The following is a 17,340-nucleotide window of genomic DNA, read 5'->3' on the forward strand; positions in this document are numbered from 1 at the left end:
AGCCGTGACCGACTCGACCCGACACGCGGACGTCATCGTCGTCGGGGCCGGCCCCGCCGGGGCCTCGACCGCCTACTGGCTGGCCCAGGCCGGCCTCAGCGTCCTGCTGCTGGAGAAGGCGACGTTCCCGCGCGACAAGATCTGCGGCGACGGGCTCACCCCGCGCGCGGTCCGCGCGCTGATCGGCATGGGCGTGGACGTGGGCGATCCGGGTTGGGGACGCAACAAGGGCCTGCGGATCTACGGCGGCGGCGTCAAGGTCGAGCTGCCCTGGCCCGAGCTCGCGAGCTTCCCCGACTTCGGGCTCGTCCGCAAGCGCGCCGACCTCGACCAGCTCCTCGCCGAGCACGCCGCCAAGGCCGGCGCCCGGCTGCTCCAGGGCTGCACGGTCACCGGCCCCATCCTGGACGAGCGCACCGACCGCATCACCGGCGTCACCGCCACCTACGAGGGCGAGGAGACGTCGTTCCACGCGCCGCTCGTCGTCGCGGCCGACGGCAACTCCACCCGGCTCTCGCTGGCGATGGGGCTGCGGCGGCGCACCGACCGGCCGATGGGCGTCGCCGTCCGCCGCTACTTCGAGACGCCCCGCCACGACGACCCCTACATGGAGGCGTGGCTGGAGATGTGGGACGGCCAGCGCCTGCTCCCCGGCTACGGCTGGGTGTTCGGCGTCGGCGACGGTACCGCGAACGTCGGGCTCGGCCTGCTCAACACCAGCAAGGCCTTCCAGAACGTCGACTACCGGGGCATGCTGCGGGGCTGGTGCGCGCAGATGCCCGCCGAGTGGCAGTTCTCCGAGGAGCACGCCACGTCCAAGATCCGTGGCGCGGCGCTGCCGATGGGCTTCAACCGGCAGCCGCACTACACCCGGGGCATGCTGCTCGTCGGCGACGCCGGCGGCATGATCAACCCGTTCAACGGCGAGGGCATCGACTACGCGCTGGAGTCCGGCCGGCTGGCCGCCGACATCATGGTCCAGGCGCTCGCCCGCCGCACCCCGGCGCAGCGCGAGCGGACCCTGTACGAGTACCCGCGCATCCTCAAGGACGAGCACGGCGGCTACTTCACGCTGGCCCGCGTGTTCGTCCAGGCCATCGGTGACCCGCGCGTGATGAAGTTCCTCACCTCGCACGGCCTGCCGCACCCCACGCTGATGCGCTTCACGCTCAAGCTGCTCGCCAACCTGACCGACCCGAAGGGCGGCGACGCGATGGACCGGGTCATCAACGCTATGCAGAAGGTGACCCCAGCAGCATGAGTGGGTTGACCCGGAGGGGAGTGCTATTGAACGCCTTGGCTAGGGTGGCGGACCGCGGAGGCGCCGCCCCGTATCGCGCCGCGGGTTCCCGAGAGAGGAAGTAGGGACATGGATCTCTATATCCCGATCATTGTGCTGGGGGTGCTCGCCTTCGTGTTCGCCGCCGGTTCGGTGGCGATGGCCTCGATGACGGGGCCCAAGCGCTGGAACCGGGCCCGGCTGGACGCCTACGAGTGCGGCATCGAGCCGACGCCGCAGCCGGTGGGCGGCGGCCGTTTCCCGATCAAGTACTACCTGACGGCGATGCTGTTCATCGTCTTCGACATTGAGATCATCTTCCTGTACCCCTGGGCTGTCGCGTTCGACCGGATGGGGATCTTCGGCCTTGTGGAGATGGTCCTTTTCATCGTCACCGTGCTTGTGGCGTACGCCTACATCTGGCGGCGCGGCGGTCTGGAGTGGGACTGACATGGGCCTAGAGGAGAAACTCCCGAGCGGGTTCCTGCTGACGACGGTCGAGCAGGTCGCGGGTTGGGCGCGCAAGAGCTCGGTGTGGCCGGCGACGTTCGGCCTCGCGTGCTGCGCGATCGAGATGATGGCGACCGGCGACCCCCGGCACGACTTCTCCCGGTGGGGGATGGAGCGTGCCTCGGGAACGCCCCGGCAGGCCGACCTGATGATCGTCGCGGGCCGGGTGAGCCAGAAGATGGCGCCGGTGCTGCGGCAGATCTACGACCAGATGACCGAACCCAAGTGGGTCATCGCCATGGGCGTGTGCGCGTCGTCCGGCGGGATGTTCAACAACTACGCGATCGTGCAGGGCGTGGACCACATCGTTCCGGTGGACATCTATCTGCCCGGCTGCCCGCCGCGGCCCGAGATGCTGCTGGACGCGATCCTGAAGCTGCACGACAAGATCCAGAACACCAAGCTCGGGCCGCAGCGCGAGCGGCAGATCGCCGAGCTGGAAGAGGCCAAGCGCCGCCGGCTCCCGCTGCTCGGACAGGGGGCCTGATGTCGTCCCAGCACCCAGAGCAGCGGGCCGAGCAGGCCGCCGACCAGCTCCCCGCGCAGGTCGAGGAGGAGCGCCGCGAGCAGCCGGTCGCCCGCAAGGGCATGTTCGGCGCGAAGACCACCGGCGACACCTCCGGGTACGGCGGGCTGGTCGTCCGGCAGAGTCCGAAGGTCAGCGCGCCGCGCCCCTACGGCGGGCCGGACGGCGCCGCCGAGCCGGGCGAGTTCGACGAGATCGCCGACGAGCTGGAGCGCGTCTACCCGGACTTCGGGGACGCGATCGAGCGGGTCGTGATCCACCGCGGCGAGATGACGTTCTACGTCAGGCGCGAGCACCTGCTGGAGGTCGCCCGGACCATGCGGGACGAGCCGTCGCTGCGCTTCGAGCTGTGCTCGGGCGTGTCGGGCGTCCACTACCCGCAGGACACCGGCGCCGAGCTGCACTCGGTGACGCACCTGCTGTCGATCACCCACAACCGGCGCGTCCGCCTTGAGGCGACCTGCCCCGACGCCGACCCGCACGTCCCGTCGCTGGTGCCGGTGTACCCGACGAGCGACTGGCACGAGCGGGAGACCTACGACTTCTTCGGCATCGTGTACGACGGGCACCCCGCGCTGACGCGGATCCAGATGCCCGACGACTGGGTCGGTCACCCGCAGCGCAAGGACTACCCCCTCGGCGGCATCCCCGTCGAGTACCGCGGAGCGGAGATCCCGCCGCCCGACGAGCGGAGGTCGTACACATGAGTTCCACGAAGTACACCGAGTACGACGCCTACGCCGCCGCCGACGAGGCGACCGCGACCGAGGGCCGGGTGTTCGACGTCGGCGGGCAGGACTGGGACGAGGTCGTCGCGGGCGCCGAGGACCTCGGCGACGAGCGGCTCGTGGTCAACATGGGCCCGCAGCACCCGTCCACGCACGGCGTGCTGCGGATCATCCTGACGCTCGACGGCGAGACGGTGGACGAGGCCCGCGTGGTCATCGGCTACCTGCACACCGGCATCGAGAAGAACATGGAGTTCCGCACCTGGACGCAGGGCACCACGTTCTGCACCCGGATGGACTACCTCGCGCCGATCTTCAACGAGACCGCGTACTGCCTCGGCGTGGAGAAGCTGCTCGGCGTCACCGACCAGGTGCCGGACCGGGCGCAGATCATCCGCGTCATGCTGATGGAGCTGAACCGGATCTCCTCCCACCTGGTCGCCATCGCCACGTTCGGGCTGGAGCTCGGCGCGACGACGGTCATGCTGAACGGGTTCATCGAGCGCGAGTACACGCTCGACCTGTTCGAGGAGATCACCGGCCTGCGCATGAACATGGCCTACGTCCGCCCGGGCGGGGTCGCGCAGGACCTGCCGAGCGGAGCGCTCAGCAAGGTCCGCGACTACCTCGACCGGATGCCGAAGCGCATCCAGGCGCTGCGCAAGCTGATGGACTCCAACCCCGTCTACCTCGCGCGGACGAAGGACGTCGCCTACCTCGACCTCACCGGCTGCATGGCGCTCGGCGTCACCGGCCCCGTGCTGCGCGCGACGGGCCTGCCGTGGGACCTGCGCAAGTCGCAGCCCTACTGCGGCTACGAGACCTACGACTTCGAGGTCGCGACGCAGGACACCTGCGACGTGTACGGCCGCTATCTCGTCCGGATGGAGGAGATGGAGCAGTCCCTGAAGATCGTGGAGCAGTGCGTGGAGCGGCTCCAGGGGACCAAGGGACCGGTCATGATCGAGGACAAGAAGATCGGCTGGCCGGCACAGCTCGCGATCGGCGCGGACGGCATGGGCAACTCGCCCAAGCACATCGCGCACATCATGGGCACGTCGATGGAGGCGCTGATCCACCACTTCAAGCTGGTGACCGAGGGCTTCCGGGTGCCCGCGGGGCAGGCGTACTCGCACATCGAGTCGCCGCGCGGCGAGCTCGGCGCGCACGTGGTCAGCGACGGCGGCACCCGTCCCTACCGCGTGCACTTCCGCGAGCCGTCCTTCGTCAACTTGCAGGCCACGCCCGCGATGGCCGAGGGCGGCATGATCGCCGACGTCATCGCGGCCGTCGCCAGCATCGACCCGGTCATGGGGGGAGTGGACCGATGACGGCGAACGAGACGGGCGCGGCGAGCGAGACGAGCGCCGCGTACGAGCCGGACGTCCGGGAGCGGTTGGAGCGGGACGCCAAGGAGATCATCGCCCGCTACCCGAAGCCGCGGTCGGCGCTGCTGCCGATGCTGCACCTGGTGCAGTCGGTGGACGGGCACGTCACGCAGCAGGGCATCGAGTTCTGCGCCGAGCAGCTCGGCATCACGCCCGCGCAGGTGACGGGCGTCGTGACGTTCTACACGCAGTACAAGCAGCGGCCCGTGGGCGAGTACCACGTCGGCGTGTGCATCAACACGCTGTGCGCGGTGATGGGCGGCGACCAGATCTGGGACGAGCTGAGCGCGCACACCGGGGTCGGCCACGACGAGGCCACCCCGGACGGCAAGGTCAGCCTGGAGCGGATCGAGTGCAACGCCGCCTGCGACTTCGCGCCGGTGATGATGGTCAACTGGGAGTTCTTCGACAACATGACTCCCGAGAAGGCCAAGCAGCTGGTCGACGACCTGCGCTCGGGTGAGCGGGTGCTGCCCTCGCGCGGCCCGAACACGCTCGCCACCTGGAAGGACGCCTCGCGCGTGCTCGCCGGGTTCCCCGACGGGCTCGCGCACGAGGGCGTCCAGGCCGGTCCCGAGTCGCTGCGCGGGCTGGAGCTCGCGCGCGAGCGCGGCTGGGAGGCCCCGCCCGTGGACGCGGACCGCGAGCAGCCGCAGGAGCCGGTGCGGCCGAGTGAGATCAGCGACCCGCCGCCCAACGAGCCGGGCAAGCCGATCGGCGGCGACGTGAAGCCGGGCAGCCAGGAGGGGCGGAACCAGTGACCACGCTCACCCCGATCCTCACCAGGAACTGGGACCAGTCCGACTCGTTCACCCGCGAGGGCTACGAGCGCGAGGGCGGCTACCGGGCGCTGCGCACCGCGTTCGGGATGGAGCCGGACGCGATCGTCCAGGCCGTCAAGGACTCCGGTCTGCGCGGCCGCGGCGGCGCGGGCTTCCCCACCGGCATGAAGTGGGGGTTCCTGCCGCCGAGCAGCCCGAACCCGCGCTACCTCGTCGTCAACGCCGACGAGTCCGAGCCGGGGACCTGCAAGGACATCCCGCTCATGATGGCGAACCCGCACGTCCTGGTCGAGGGCGTCATCATCAGCTCCTACGCGATCCGGTCCAACCACGCGTTCATCTACGTGCGCGGCGAGGTCCTGCACGTGATCCGCCGGCTCCAGCGCGCGGTCGCCGAGGCCTACGAGGCCGGCTACCTGGGCAAGGACATCCTCGGCTCCGGCTACGACCTCGACGTGGTCGTGCACAGCGGCGCCGGGGCCTACATCTGCGGCGAGGAGACGGCGCTGCTGGACTCCCTGGAGGGATTCCGCGGTCAGCCCAGGCTCAAGCCCCCCTTCCCGGCGGTCGCGGGCCTGTACGGCGGCCCCACTGTCATCAACAACGTCGAGTCGATCGCGTCCGTTCCCTCGATCGTCGGGAACGGCGCCGACTGGTTCGCCGCGATGGGCACCGAGAAGTCCCAGGGATTCGGGATCTTCTCGCTCTCGGGGCACGTGACGCGGCCCGGCCAGTACGAGGCGCCGCTCGGCATCACGTTGCGGGAGCTGCTCGACATGGCGGGCGGCGTCCGCGAGGGGCACCGGCTGAAGTTCTGGACGCCGGGCGGCTCGTCCACGCCGATCTTCACCGAGGAGCACCTCGACGTCCCGCTGGACTTCGAGTCCGTCGGCGCCGCCGGGTCGATGCTCGGCACCCGCGCCCTCCAGATCTTCGACGAGACGACGTGCGTCGTCCGGGCCGTGCTGCGGTGGTCGGAGTTCTACGCGCACGAGTCGTGCGGCAAGTGCACGCCGTGCCGCGAGGGCACCTACTGGTACAAGCAGATGCTGAAGCGGCTGGAGGCCGGGCAGGGCGAGGAGGCGGACCTCGAAACGCTCCTGGACCTGTCCGACAACATCCTCGGCCGCTCGTTCTGCGCGCTCGGCGACGGCGCGACGAGCCCGGTGGTCTCGTCCATCAAGTTGTTCAGGGACGAGTACCTCCAGCACTTCGAGCAGGGCGGCTGCCCGTTCGACCCGTCCAAGTCCACCCTCTGGGGAGGTGCCAAGTGACGGTCACCAGCGACTCGGCGGCTGTCGAACAGGTCGAGATGATCTCGTGCACCATCGACGGCTTCGAGATCGAGGTGCCCAAGGGCACCCTGATCATCCGGGCCGCCGAGCTGCTCGGCATCCAGATCCCGCGGTTCTGCGACCACCCGCTGCTCGACCCGGTCGGGGCCTGCCGCCAGTGCCTGGTGGAGATCCCCGACGCCGGGAACGGGCGCGGGATGCCGAAGCCGCAGGCGTCCTGCACGACGACGGTGATGCCGGGCATGGTCGTCAAGACCCAGCTCACCTCGCCGGTCGCCGACAAGGCGCAGCACGGCGTGATGGAGCTGCTGCTCATCAACCACCCGCTGGACTGCCCGGTCTGCGACAAGGGCGGCGAGTGCCCGCTCCAGAACCAGGCGATGTCCAACGGACGCGGCGAGACGCGGTTCGTCGAGGCCAAGCGGACCTTCCCCAAGCCGCTCGCGCTGTCCAGCCAGGTCCTGCTCGACCGCGAGCGCTGCATCCAGTGCGCCCGCTGCACCCGGTTCTCCGACCAGATCGCCGGGGACGCGTTCATCGACCTGTTCGAGCGCGGCGCGAAGGAGCAGGTCGGCACCGCCGACGGCAAGCCGTTCCAGTCCTACTTCTCGGGCAACACCGTGCAGATCTGCCCGGTGGGCGCGCTGACCGGCGCCGCGTACCGGTTCCGGTCGCGGCCGTTCGACCTCGTGTCGCAGCCGAGCACGTGCGAGCACTGCGCGTCCGGCTGCGCGCTGCGCACCGACCACCGGCGCGGGAAGATCACGCGCCGGCTGGCCGGGGACGACCCGCAGGTCAACGAGGAGTGGAACTGCGACAAGGGCCGCTGGGCGTTCACCTACGCCACCCGGCCCGACCGGCTGACGCACCCGCTCGTCCGCAACGAGGCCGGTGAGCTGGAGGTCGCGTCCTGGCCCGAGGCGCTGGAGATCGCCGCGCGCGGTCTCGCGGCGGCGCGCGGCTCGGCGGGCGTGCTGACCGGCGGGCGGGTCACGCTGGAGGACGCCTACGCCTACGCCAAGTTCGCGCGGATCGCGCTCGGCACCAACGACGTCGACTTCCGCGCCCGTCCGATGTCGGACGAGGAGTCGCGGTTCCTCGGCTCGTCGGTGGCGGGCCGTCCGATCGAGGTGACCTACGCCGACCTGGAGAAGGCGCCCGCGGTGCTGCTCGCCGGCTTCGAGCCGGAGGAGGAGTCGCCGATCGTGTTCCTGCGGCTGCGCAAGGCGTACCGCAAGAAGGCGCTGAAGGTCTTCGCGGCGGCGCCGTTCGCGACGCGCGGCCTGCGCAAGGTCGGCGGGACGCTGCTGCCGACGCAGCCGGGCGCCGAGGCCGAGACGCTCGGCTCGCTGATCGGCGAGGGCGGGCCCTCCGGCGTGCGCGCGCTGCTGGAGACGCCCGGCGCCGTGATCATGGTCGGCGAGCGGCTCGCGGGCAGCCCGGGCGCGCTGTCGGCCGTCGTGCGGCTCGCGCAGGTGACCGGGGCCCGGCTGGCGTGGGTACCGCGCCGGGCCGGGGAGCGCGGCGCGGTCGAGGCCGGGGCGCTGCCCGGGCTGCTGCCGATCGGCCGCCCGGTCGCCGACGCCGGGGCGCGCGCGGAGGTCGCCCGTGCCTGGGGCGTCGCCGAACTGCCCGCCGAGCCGGGGCTCGGCACCGAGGCGCTCATCGAGGCGGCGGCGCAGGGGCGGCGCGGCGCGCTGCTCGTCGGCGGCGTCGACCCCGAGGACCTGCCCGACCCGCAGGCCGTGCTCGCGGCGCTGGAGGCGACGCCGTTCGTGGTGAGCCTGGAGCAGCGTCCGAGCGCCGTCACCGACCGCGCCGACGTGGTGCTGCCGGTCGCGGCCGTCGCCGAGAAGTCCGGCACGTTCGTCGACTGGGAGGGCCGCGGCCGCCAGTTCGAGGTCGTGCTGAGGTCCGCCGGGCGGCTCTCCGACCTGCGGGTGCTGAACTCGCTGGCCGACGAGATGGACGTCCACCTCGGCCTGCCCGGGCCGGACGCGGCGCGCCGCGAGCTGACCGGGCTCGGCGCCTACCGCGGCGAGCGCCCGGACGCGCCGCACGTGCCGCAGGTGATCACGCCGCACCCCGAGCGGGGCGAGGCGCTGCTGGCGACCTGGCGGCTGCTGCTCGACCGGGGCCGCCTCCAGGACGGCGAGCCGTACCTCGCGGGCACCGCCAAGCCCGCGGCGGCGCGGCTGTCGCCCGCGACGGCCGCCGAGATCGGCGCGGACGGCCCGGACGGCGCGGTGCGCGTGTCGGGCCCGCGCGGCGAGGTCACGCTCCCGCTGGAGATCACCACCGACCTGCCGGACCGCGTCGTGTGGCTGCCGACGAACTCGGCGGGCTGCGCCCTGTACCGCGACATCGGCGCGGTGGCGGGCGACGTGGTGCGCGTCGCGGGCGCCCCGGGCGGTACGCTCTCCGGCGCCGCCCCGCGTGGCGGCGCCATCGCGGCCAGGGACGTCCCGGGCGGCGTGGCCGACGCACCCGCCGACGCACCCGCCGACGACCCCGCTGGAGGCTCCCGATGAGTCCGCTCACGCTCGCGGCGGCGTCCGCGAAGGAACCCACGCTGAAGAGCTTCGGCGACGACCCGTGGTGGCTGATCGGCGGCAAGGTCCTCGCGATCTTCGTCTTCCTGGTGCTGACCGTCCTGCTGTCGATGTGGGTCGAGCGCCGCGTGATCGCCCGGATGCAGCTCCGGGTCGGCCCGAACCGGGTCGGCCCGCAGGGCCTGCTCCAGGGCCTCGCCGACGGCGTGAAGCTGGCGCTCAAGGAGGACATCGTCCCGCGCCAGGTCGACAAGCTGGTGTTCGTCCTGGCGCCGATCGTGTCGGCCGTCCCGGCGTTCATCTCCTTCATCATCATCCCGTTCGGGCCGACGGTGTCGGTGTTCGGGCACCAGACCGCGCTCCAGGGCACCGACCTCCCGGTCGCGGTGCTGCTCGTGCTCGCGATGTCCTCGATGGGCGTGTACGGGATCGTGCTGGCCGGCTGGTCGTCGATGTCGCCGTACTCGCTGCTCGGCGGGCTCCGCTCGTCCGCCCAGGTGATCTCCTACGAGATCGCGATGGGCCTGTCGTTCGTCGCGGTGTTCCTGTTCGCGGGGTCGATGTCGACCTCCGACATCGTCGCCGCGCAGCACGACAAGTGGTTCGTGGTGCTGCTGCTGCCGTCCTTCCTCGTGTACGTGATCACGATGATGGGCGAGTCGAACCGCATCCCGTTCGACCTGCCCGAGGGCGAGGGCGAGCTGGTCGGCGGCTTCCACACCGAGTACTCGTCGCTGAAGTTCGCGATGTTCTTCCTCGCGGAGTACATCAACCTCGCGACGCTGTCGGCGCTCGCCACGACGCTGTTCCTCGGCGGCTGGCGGGCTCCCGCGCCGATCTCCACGGTGTGGGCGGGCGCCAACGCCGGCTGGTGGCCGGTGCTGTGGTTCCTGGTCAAGCTGTGGCTGTTCATCTTCTTCTTCATCTGGCTCCGCGGCTCGCTGCCGCGCGTCCGCTACGACCAGCTGATGAAGCTGGGCTGGAAGGTGCTCATGCCCTTCTCGCTCGGCTGGATCCTGCTGGTGTCGACGATCCGCGCGCTGCGCAACGAGGGCCACGACATGCGGCAGATCGTCATCATCGCCGCCGTGGTCGCGGCGGTGGTGCTGGTGGCCACGGTGATCTGGGAGATGCTCCGCGGCGGCGAGGACGAGAAGGAGATCGTCCCCGGCGCGGGTCGGGACGCCGCGCCCGATCCGGCGGCCGGCGGGTTCCCGGTGCCGCCGCTGGACCTGCCGCACTACCACGGCGGTCCGGCCGGGGCCACCAAGGTCAAAACCCCTCCTGAGGAGGTCACCAGTGGGACTCACTGATTTCCTGAATCCCGTCAAGGGGTTCGGGGTCTCGTTCCACCAGATGTTCAGCAAGAGCGAGACCGTTCAGTACCCCGAGGTGAAGAAGCCGACCGCGCCGCGCTTCCACGGCCGGCACCAGCTCAACCGGTGGCCGGACGGGCTGGAGAAGTGCGTCGGGTGCGAGCTGTGCGCCTGGGCGTGCCCCGCCGACGCCATCTTCGTCGAGGGCGCCGACAACACCGTCGACGAGCGCTACTCGCCCGGCGAGCGGTACGGCCGCATCTACCAGATCAACTATCTGCGCTGCATCCTGTGCGGGCTGTGCATCGAGGCGTGCCCCACCCGGGCGCTCACGATGACCAACGAGTACGAGCTCGCCGACGACAGCCGCGAGAGCCTGATCTACACCAAGGAGATGCTGCTGGCGCCGCTGCGCGAGGGCATGGAGCAGCCGCCGCACGAGATGCGGCTCGGCGACACCGAGGAGGAGTACTACCGCCTCGGCCTCCAGCCCGAGGAGTCCGCCGCGGCTCCCGCGGAGAGCGGCGGCGCGTCCGCGGCGAAGCGCCCGCGCGGACGCAAGGGCGGTGACGCCAAGTGAGCGCCGCGCTGACCGGCCACGCGCTGGCGGGGCACGTCGCCTCCGGGCACGTCCTGGCCGGGCACGTCGCCGACAAGCAGTCCGGCGAGCCGTTCTTCTTCTGGCTGCTGGCCGTCGTGTCGGTCTGCGCCGCCCTCGGCATGATCTTCATGCGGAAGGCGGTGCACTCGGCGCTGCTGCTGGCGACCGTGATGCTCTCGCTGGCCGCGCTGTACGCGATCCAGGACGCGCCGTTCCTCGCGTTCGTCCAGGTCATCGTCTACACCGGCGCGGTGCTCATGCTGTTCCTGTTCGTGCTGATGCTGGTCGGGGTCAGCTCCACCGACTCGCTGGTGGAGACGATCAGGGGCCAGCGGTTCTGGGCGGCGGTCGGCGCGATCGGGTTCGTCGTGCTACTGGCGATCGGGCTCGGGAACGCGGCGCTCGGCGACTCGGCCGGGCTGAAGACCGCGAACGGCGACGGCAACGTCGTCGGCCTCGCGCGGCTGCTGTTCAAGGACTACGTGTTCGCGTTCGAGGCGACCAGCGCCCTGCTGATCACGGCGGCGCTCGGCGCGATGGTGCTCGCGCACCGCGAGCGGACCGAGCCGAAGCCGACGCAGCGCGACCTGTCCAAGGGCCGGTTCCTGTCCGGCGAGCACCCCGGCCCGCTGCCGGGCCCGGGCACCTACGCCCGGCACAACGCCGTCGACATGCCGGCGCTGCTGCCCGACGGGACGCCGTCCGAGCTGTCGGTCAACCCGATCATCGCGGCCCGGACCGACACCGTCGAGCGGCACGTCGACCTGCACGGCGAGACCGAGGAGGAGGCCCTCGGGCACGACGTCGCGGCGGTGCGCGCCGTGACCGGTGAGGCGCGGGACGCGGGCGCCGAGTCGCGCGTCGTCAAGGCCGGGTCGCCGGTCGCGGGCGGGCCCTCCGAGGGCGGCGCCGGCGGCGGGACGTCCGGCAACGAGCGTGAAGGCGAGGCTGGTCAATGAGTCCGGGGCACTATCTGGCGCTCTCGGCGATCCTGTTCACCATCGGTGCGCTCGGCGTCCTCGTGCGCCGCAACGCGATCGTGGTGTTCATGTGCGTCGAGCTCATGCTGAACGCGACGAACCTGGCGTTCGTCTCGTTCTCCCGCATGCACGGCGAGCTGGACGGCCAGATCATCGCGTTCTTCGTGATGGTGGTGGCCGCGGCGGAGGTCGTGGTCGGCCTGGCGATCATCATGACCATCTTCCGAACGCGCAGGTCCTCGTCGGTCGACGACGCCAACCTGCTGAAGTACTGAGAGGCCGGGGATGAAAGCGGAAGGCATCCAGGCCGCGTCCTGGCTTCTCATCGCGCTCCCGCTCGCGGGCGCCGCGATCCTCCTGCTCGGGGGGAGGCGCACCGACCGGTGGGGCCATCTGCTCGGCGTCACGATGTCGCTGGCCTCGTTCGTCGTGGGCGCGGCGATGTTCGTCCAGATGCTCGGGTACGAGGCCGAGGAGCGGCGCCGGACCCTGCACCTGTGGGACTTCATCGACGTCGGCTCGTTCAAGGTCGGCATGGACCTGCTGGTGGACCCGCTGTCCATCAGCTTCGTCCTGCTGATCACCGGTGTGGGCTCGCTCATCCACATCTACTCCATCGGCTACATGGCCGAGGACCCCGACCGGCGCCGGTTCTTCGCCTACCTGAACCTGTTCGTCGCGGCGATGCTGCTGCTGGTGCTCGGCAACAACTTCCTGGTGCTGTTCCTCGGCTGGGAGGGCGTGGGCCTCGCGTCCTACCTGCTGATCGGGTTCTGGCAGTACAAGCCGACCGCAGCGACCGCCGCGAAGAAGGCGTTCGTCGTCAACCGCGTCGGCGACATCGGCCTGATCCTCGCGATCGCGCTGATGTTCTCCACGTTCGGGACGGTCGGCTTCGACCAGATCCTCGGCACCGGCGCCGAGCACGTGGGCCTCGCGTCCCAGCTCAGCACCGGCACCGCCACCGCGATCGGGCTGCTGCTCCTGCTCGGCGCGTGCGGCAAGTCCGCGCAGCTGCCGCTCCAGTCCTGGCTGCTGGACGCGATGGAGGGCCCGACCCCGGTGTCGGCGCTCATCCACGCCGCGACGATGGTGACCGCCGGCGTCTACCTGATCGTCCGGTCCGGGCCGATCTTCGAGATGTCCGACACCGCGCAGCTGGTGGTGACGATCGTCGGCGCGGCCACGCTGCTCGCCGGTGCGATCATCGGGTGCGGCAAGGACGACATCAAGAAGGCCCTCGCCGGGTCGACGATGTCGCAGATCGGCTACATGCACCTCGCCGCGGGGCTCGGCAAGCCCGGTTACGTCTTCGCCATCGCGCACCTCATCGCGCACGGCTTCTTCAAGGCGGGCCTGTTCCTCGGCGCCGGGTCGGTCATGCACGGCATGAAGGACGACGTGAACATGCGCCACTACGGCGCGCTCCGCACGATGATGGTGATCACCTACGCCACGTTCGGGCTCGGCTACCTCGCGATCATCGGGTTCCCGGGCCTGTCGGGCTGGTTCACCAAGGACGGCATCATCGAGGCCGCGTTCGACAAGGGCGGCACGTCCGGGGCGATCCTCGGTACGTGCGCGCTGGTCGGCGCGGGCATCACCGCCTACTACATGTCGCGCGTGATGTTCATGACGTTCTTCGGTGAGAAGCGCTGGGCCGAGGACGTCCACCCGCACGAGTCGCCGAAGGTGATGACCGTTCCGCTGATGCTGCTGGCGGTCGGCTCGGTGTTCGCGGGCGGCTTCCTCATCCTCGGCGGGTTCTCCGACTTCCTGGAACCGGTCGTCGGGGCGCCCGAGCACGAGCACGAGTTCAAGCTGATCACCGCCGCCGGCGCCGGCACGTTCGTGCTGATGGTCATCGGCGTCGCGATCGCCTGGCGGCAGTACGGCAGCCGGAAGGTGCCGCGCGAGGCGCCCGCCGGCTCGTTCGTCACCGTCGCCGCCCGCAAGGACCTGTACGGGGACGCGCTGAACGAGTCGCTGCTGATGCGGCCCGGGCAGTGGCTGACCCGGCTCGCGGTCTGGTTCGACGGACGCGGCGTCGACGGCGCCGTCAACGGCCTGGCCGCGGGCGTCGGCGGCAGCTCCGGGCGCATCCGGCGGCTCCAGACCGGCTTCGCCCGCTCCTACGCCCTTTCGATGTTCTTCGGCGCGGCTCTCGTCGTCGCGGCGCTCCTGGTGGTGAACGTGTCGTGAATGACTTTCCCTGGCTGAGCGTCCTGATCGCGCTGCCGCTCGTCGGCGCGGTGCTCGTGGCGGTGCTGCCGCGCGAGCGCGAGGCGCTGGTCAAGCAGGTCGCGCTCGGCGCGTCCGCGGTCACGCTGGCGGTCGCGCTGGTGATGGCGGCCCGCTTCGACGCGGGCGGCTCGCGGTTCCAGTTCACCGAGAAGTACTGGTGGATCAAGGAGTTCGGCGTCCACTGGGCGGTCGGCGTCGACGGCGTCGCGCTCGTGCTGATCGTGCTGTCGGTGATCCTCGTCCCGCTGGTGATCCTCGCGTCCTGGACCGAGGACGACCGGTCGGGCGGCGTGGACGTCCCCGCCAAGCGGTCGGTGAAGACCTACATGGCGCTGCTGCTCACGCTGGAAGCGGCGATGATCGGCGTGTTCGCCGCGACCGACGTGTTCCTGTTCTACGTCTTCTTCGAGGCGATGCTGATCCCGGTGTACTTCATCATCGGGTACTTCGGCGGCCCGCAGCGCTCCTACGCGGCGGTGAAGTTCCTGCTGTACTCGCTGTTCGGCGGGCTGCTGATGCTCGTCGCGGTGATCTGGCTGTACCCGCTGTCGGCCAAGTCCACCGCCGACGGCGGCCTCGGGCACGGCACGTTCATGTTCGACGAGCTGTCGAAGATGAACATCGACCCGACCACGGCCAAGTGGCTGTTCCTCGGCTTCTTCGTCGCGTTCGCGATCAAGGCGCCGATGGTGCCGGTGCACACCTGGCTCCCGGACGCGGCGCAGCAGTCCCCGCCCGGCGCGCTCGTGCTGATCGTCGGCGTCCTGGACAAGGTCGGCACCTACGGGATGCTGCGGTTCTGCCTGGAGCTGTTCCCCGGCGCCGCCAAGTGGGCCACGCCGGTCGTGCTCGGGTTCGCGGTGCTCAGCATCATCTACGGCGCCGTGCTCGCGATCGGCCAGGTCGACCTCAAGCGGCTCATCGCCTACACCTCGGTCTCGCACTTCGGGTTCATCGTCCTCGGCATCTTCGCGATGACGTCGCAGGGGCAGTCCGGCGCGACCCTCTACATGGTCAACCACGGGTTCTCCACCGGCGCGCTGTTCCTGATCGTCGGCTTCATGATCGTCCGGCGGCGGTCGGCGCGGATCGGCGACTACGGCGGGGTGCAGAAGGTCGCGCCCGTCCTCGCCGGGACGTTCCTCGTCGCGGGCCTGTCCGGGCTGTCGCTGCCCGGCCTGTCCACGTTCGTATCGGAGTTCCTCGTCATCGTCGGGACGTTCAGCCGCTACAGGTGGGCCGCCGTGCTCGCGGTCAGCGGCGTCGTGCTCGCCGCGATCTACATCCTGTGGATGTACCAGCGGACCATGGGCGGGCCCAAGGCCCCGGCCGTCGAGGGCATGCGGGACCTGACCGCGCGCGAGAAGTGGGCGATCGCGCCCATCCTCGCGATCATCGTGGCGATGGGCCTGTTCCCGCAGCCGGTGCTGCACGTCATCAACCCTTCGGTGAAGGAGACGCTGGTCCGGGTCGATCGGCATGATCCCGCGCCGAAGACCACCGGGAACGTCGCCGAGAACGGAGCCCGTCCATGAGCCGCAGCAGTCAGGTGAGCGCCGTCCTCGCGCAGGGGGGTGACATCCCGGCGCCGCACATCGAGTACGACCAGATCGGCCCGCTGCTGCTCGTGCTCGGGATCGCCGTCGCCGGCGTGCTGGTCGAGGCGTTCGTCGGACGCACCTGGCGCTACTACGCGCAGGTCCCCCTCGCCTTCCTCGGCCTCGCCGGCGCGTTCGCGTGGACGATCGTCCTCGGCGTCCACGACGAGCCGCACCACGTCGCCGCCGAGGGCGCGCTCGGCGTGGACGGCCCCACCCTGTTCCTCCAGGGCACCATCCTCGTGCTCGCGCTCGTCAGCCTCCTGCTGATCGCCGAGCGCGGCGGCAGCGTCGTCGGCGGCGGGCACTTCGCCGCGCAGGCGTCCGCGCTGCCGGGCAGCGAGGCCGAGCAGCGCAGCGCCGCCGCCGGGATCACCCAGACCGAGGTGTTCCCGCTGATGATGTTCGCGGTCGGCGGGATGCTGATGTTCCCGGCGTCCAACGACCTGCTCACGATGTTCGTGGCGCTGGAGGTCATGTCGCTGCCGCTGTACCTGCTGTGCGGGCTCGCCCGCCGGCGGCGCCTGCTCTCGCAGGAGGCGGCGGTCAAGTACTTCCTGCTCGGCGCGTTCTCCTCGGCGTTCTTCCTGTACGGGACGGCGCTGCTGTACGGCTACGCGGGCTCGGTGCGGCTCGCCGACATCTCCGCCGAGATCAGCAAGGACGCCGGGAGCGAGACGCTGCTGCTCGCGGGCGTCGCGCTGCTGTCGGTCGGGCTGCTGTTCAAGCTCGGCGCGGTGCCGTTCCACATGTGGAAGCCGGACGTCTACCAGGGCGCCCCCACCCCGATCACGGCGCTGATGGCGTCCTGCACGCTCGTCGCCGCGTTCGGCGCGATCCTGCGCGTCTACTACGTCGCGTTCGAGACGCTCAAGTGGGACTGGGAGCCGATCATGTGGGGGGTGGCCATCCTCACGATGGTCATCGGCGCCGTCATCGCGATCACCCAGACCGACCTCAAGCGGATGCTGGCCTACTCCTCGGTCGCGCACGCCGGGTTCCTGCTGACCGGCGTCGTCGCCACGTCCAAGGACGGCCTGTCCGGCTCGCTGTTCTACCTCGCGGCCTACGGCTTCACCACGATTGGCGCGTTCGCCGTGATCACGATGGTGCGGGACGCGGGCGGCGAGGCGGCGCACCTGTCGCGCTGGGCCGGGCTCGGCAAGCGCTCCCCGGTCGTCGCGGGCACCTTCGCCTTCTTCCTGCTGGCCTTCGCCGGAATCCCGCTGACCAGCGGCTTCACCGGCAAGTTCGCGGTGTTCAAGGCGGCCGTGCAGGCGGACGCGACGCCGCTGGTGATCGTCGGTGTGATCTCCTCGGCGATCGCGGCGTTCTTCTACGTCCGCGTGATCGTCGTGATGTTCTTCAGCGAGCCGGAGGCGGACGGACCGACGGTCGTCGCCGGCCCGGCGACCGCGGCGGCGGTGGCACTCGGGTTGACGGCTACTGTTGTACTCGGTGTGCTCCCCCAGCCGATCCTGGACCTCGCGGGGCACGCAACGACACATATGTTCGTCCGGTAAGGGGTCATGGGTGAGCAA

15 protein-coding genes are annotated in these 17,340 nt (G+C 70.6%); all 15 read left to right on the forward strand.

Annotated elements, in window-relative coordinates; all coding sequences use genetic code 11:
* Window positions 1–4 precede the first annotated feature (4 nt).
* The 15 genes from K2F47_RS11515 (at window position 5) to nuoN (ending at window position 17,322) form a co-directional block, all read left to right on the forward strand.
* Entirely contained in the window at window positions 5–1,261 is a 1,257-nt protein-coding gene (locus K2F47_RS11515) for a geranylgeranyl reductase family protein (protein ID WP_242902869.1), read from the forward strand.
* Window positions 1,262–1,369: 108 nt separating this feature from the next.
* Window positions 1,370–1,729, forward strand: a complete 360-nt coding sequence (locus tag K2F47_RS11520; protein WP_242902870.1) for an NADH-quinone oxidoreductase subunit A — start codon at window positions 1,370–1,372, stop codon at window positions 1,727–1,729.
* Between the two features lies 1 nt (window position 1,730).
* On the forward strand, window positions 1,731–2,276 hold the full coding sequence (locus K2F47_RS11525; RefSeq protein WP_156222172.1) for a NuoB/complex I 20 kDa subunit family protein: 546 nt from the start codon (window positions 1,731–1,733) through the stop codon (window positions 2,274–2,276).
* On the forward strand, window positions 2,276–3,022 hold the full coding sequence (locus tag K2F47_RS11530) for an NADH-quinone oxidoreductase subunit C (RefSeq protein ID WP_242902871.1): 747 nt from the start codon (window positions 2,276–2,278) through the stop codon (window positions 3,020–3,022). Before K2F47_RS11525 ends, K2F47_RS11530 begins: the two co-directional genes overlap by 1 nt.
* Window positions 3,019–4,374 carry an NADH-quinone oxidoreductase subunit D gene (locus K2F47_RS11535; protein WP_242902872.1) on the forward strand — a complete coding sequence of 452 codons (1,356 nt, stop codon included), beginning with the start codon at window positions 3,019–3,021 and terminating at the stop codon, window positions 4,372–4,374. Before K2F47_RS11530 ends, K2F47_RS11535 begins: the two co-directional genes overlap by 4 nt.
* The gene (gene nuoE, locus K2F47_RS11540) at window positions 4,371–5,192 is read left to right on the forward strand and encodes an NADH-quinone oxidoreductase subunit NuoE (protein WP_242902873.1); all 822 of its coding nucleotides are present in this window, start codon (window positions 4,371–4,373) and stop codon (window positions 5,190–5,192) included. Before K2F47_RS11535 ends, nuoE begins: the two co-directional genes overlap by 4 nt.
* Window positions 5,189–6,487 (forward strand): NADH-quinone oxidoreductase subunit NuoF, encoded by a 1,299-nt coding sequence (gene nuoF / locus K2F47_RS11545; RefSeq protein ID WP_242902874.1) that lies wholly within the window; start codon window positions 5,189–5,191, stop codon window positions 6,485–6,487. Before nuoE ends, nuoF begins: the two co-directional genes overlap by 4 nt.
* A complete protein-coding gene (locus K2F47_RS11550; RefSeq protein WP_242902875.1) occupies window positions 6,484–9,039 on the forward strand; it encodes an NADH-quinone oxidoreductase subunit G in 2,556 nt (851 codons plus the stop codon). The genes nuoF and K2F47_RS11550 overlap by 4 nt, the downstream gene beginning before the upstream one ends.
* Window positions 9,036–10,373, forward strand: coding sequence for an NADH-quinone oxidoreductase subunit NuoH (nuoH, locus tag K2F47_RS11555; protein WP_242902876.1), 1,338 nt, complete (start codon window positions 9,036–9,038; stop codon window positions 10,371–10,373). Before K2F47_RS11550 ends, nuoH begins: the two co-directional genes overlap by 4 nt.
* A 43-nt stretch (window positions 10,374–10,416) precedes the next feature.
* On the forward strand, window positions 10,417–10,956 hold the full coding sequence (nuoI, locus tag K2F47_RS11560) for an NADH-quinone oxidoreductase subunit NuoI (RefSeq protein ID WP_242905903.1): 540 nt from the start codon (window positions 10,417–10,419) through the stop codon (window positions 10,954–10,956).
* A 23-nt stretch (window positions 10,957–10,979) separates the two neighbouring features.
* Window positions 10,980–11,936: an NADH-quinone oxidoreductase subunit J gene (locus K2F47_RS11565; RefSeq protein ID WP_372490866.1), complete on the forward strand. Its 957-nt coding sequence runs from the start codon at window positions 10,980–10,982 to the stop codon at window positions 11,934–11,936.
* Complete coding sequence (gene nuoK, locus K2F47_RS11570) at window positions 11,933–12,232, forward strand: NADH-quinone oxidoreductase subunit NuoK (protein ID WP_067466785.1); 300 nt, start codon at window positions 11,933–11,935, stop codon at window positions 12,230–12,232. The genes K2F47_RS11565 and nuoK overlap by 4 nt, the downstream gene beginning before the upstream one ends.
* 10 nt (window positions 12,233–12,242) lie before the next feature.
* Window positions 12,243–14,159, forward strand: a complete 1,917-nt coding sequence (gene nuoL, locus K2F47_RS11575; protein ID WP_242902877.1) for an NADH-quinone oxidoreductase subunit L — start codon at window positions 12,243–12,245, stop codon at window positions 14,157–14,159.
* Window positions 14,156–15,736: an NADH-quinone oxidoreductase subunit M gene (locus K2F47_RS11580; RefSeq protein ID WP_242902878.1), complete on the forward strand. Its 1,581-nt coding sequence runs from the start codon at window positions 14,156–14,158 to the stop codon at window positions 15,734–15,736. The genes nuoL and K2F47_RS11580 overlap by 4 nt, the downstream gene beginning before the upstream one ends.
* Window positions 15,733–17,322: an NADH-quinone oxidoreductase subunit NuoN gene (gene nuoN, locus K2F47_RS11585; protein WP_242902879.1), complete on the forward strand. Its 1,590-nt coding sequence runs from the start codon at window positions 15,733–15,735 to the stop codon at window positions 17,320–17,322. Before K2F47_RS11580 ends, nuoN begins: the two co-directional genes overlap by 4 nt.
* The last annotated feature ends 18 nt before the right edge of the window (window positions 17,323–17,340 follow it).

This window comes from Actinomadura terrae, assembly GCF_022751215.1.
Lineage (GTDB): Bacteria > Actinomycetota > Actinomycetes > Streptosporangiales > Streptosporangiaceae > Spirillospora > Spirillospora terrae.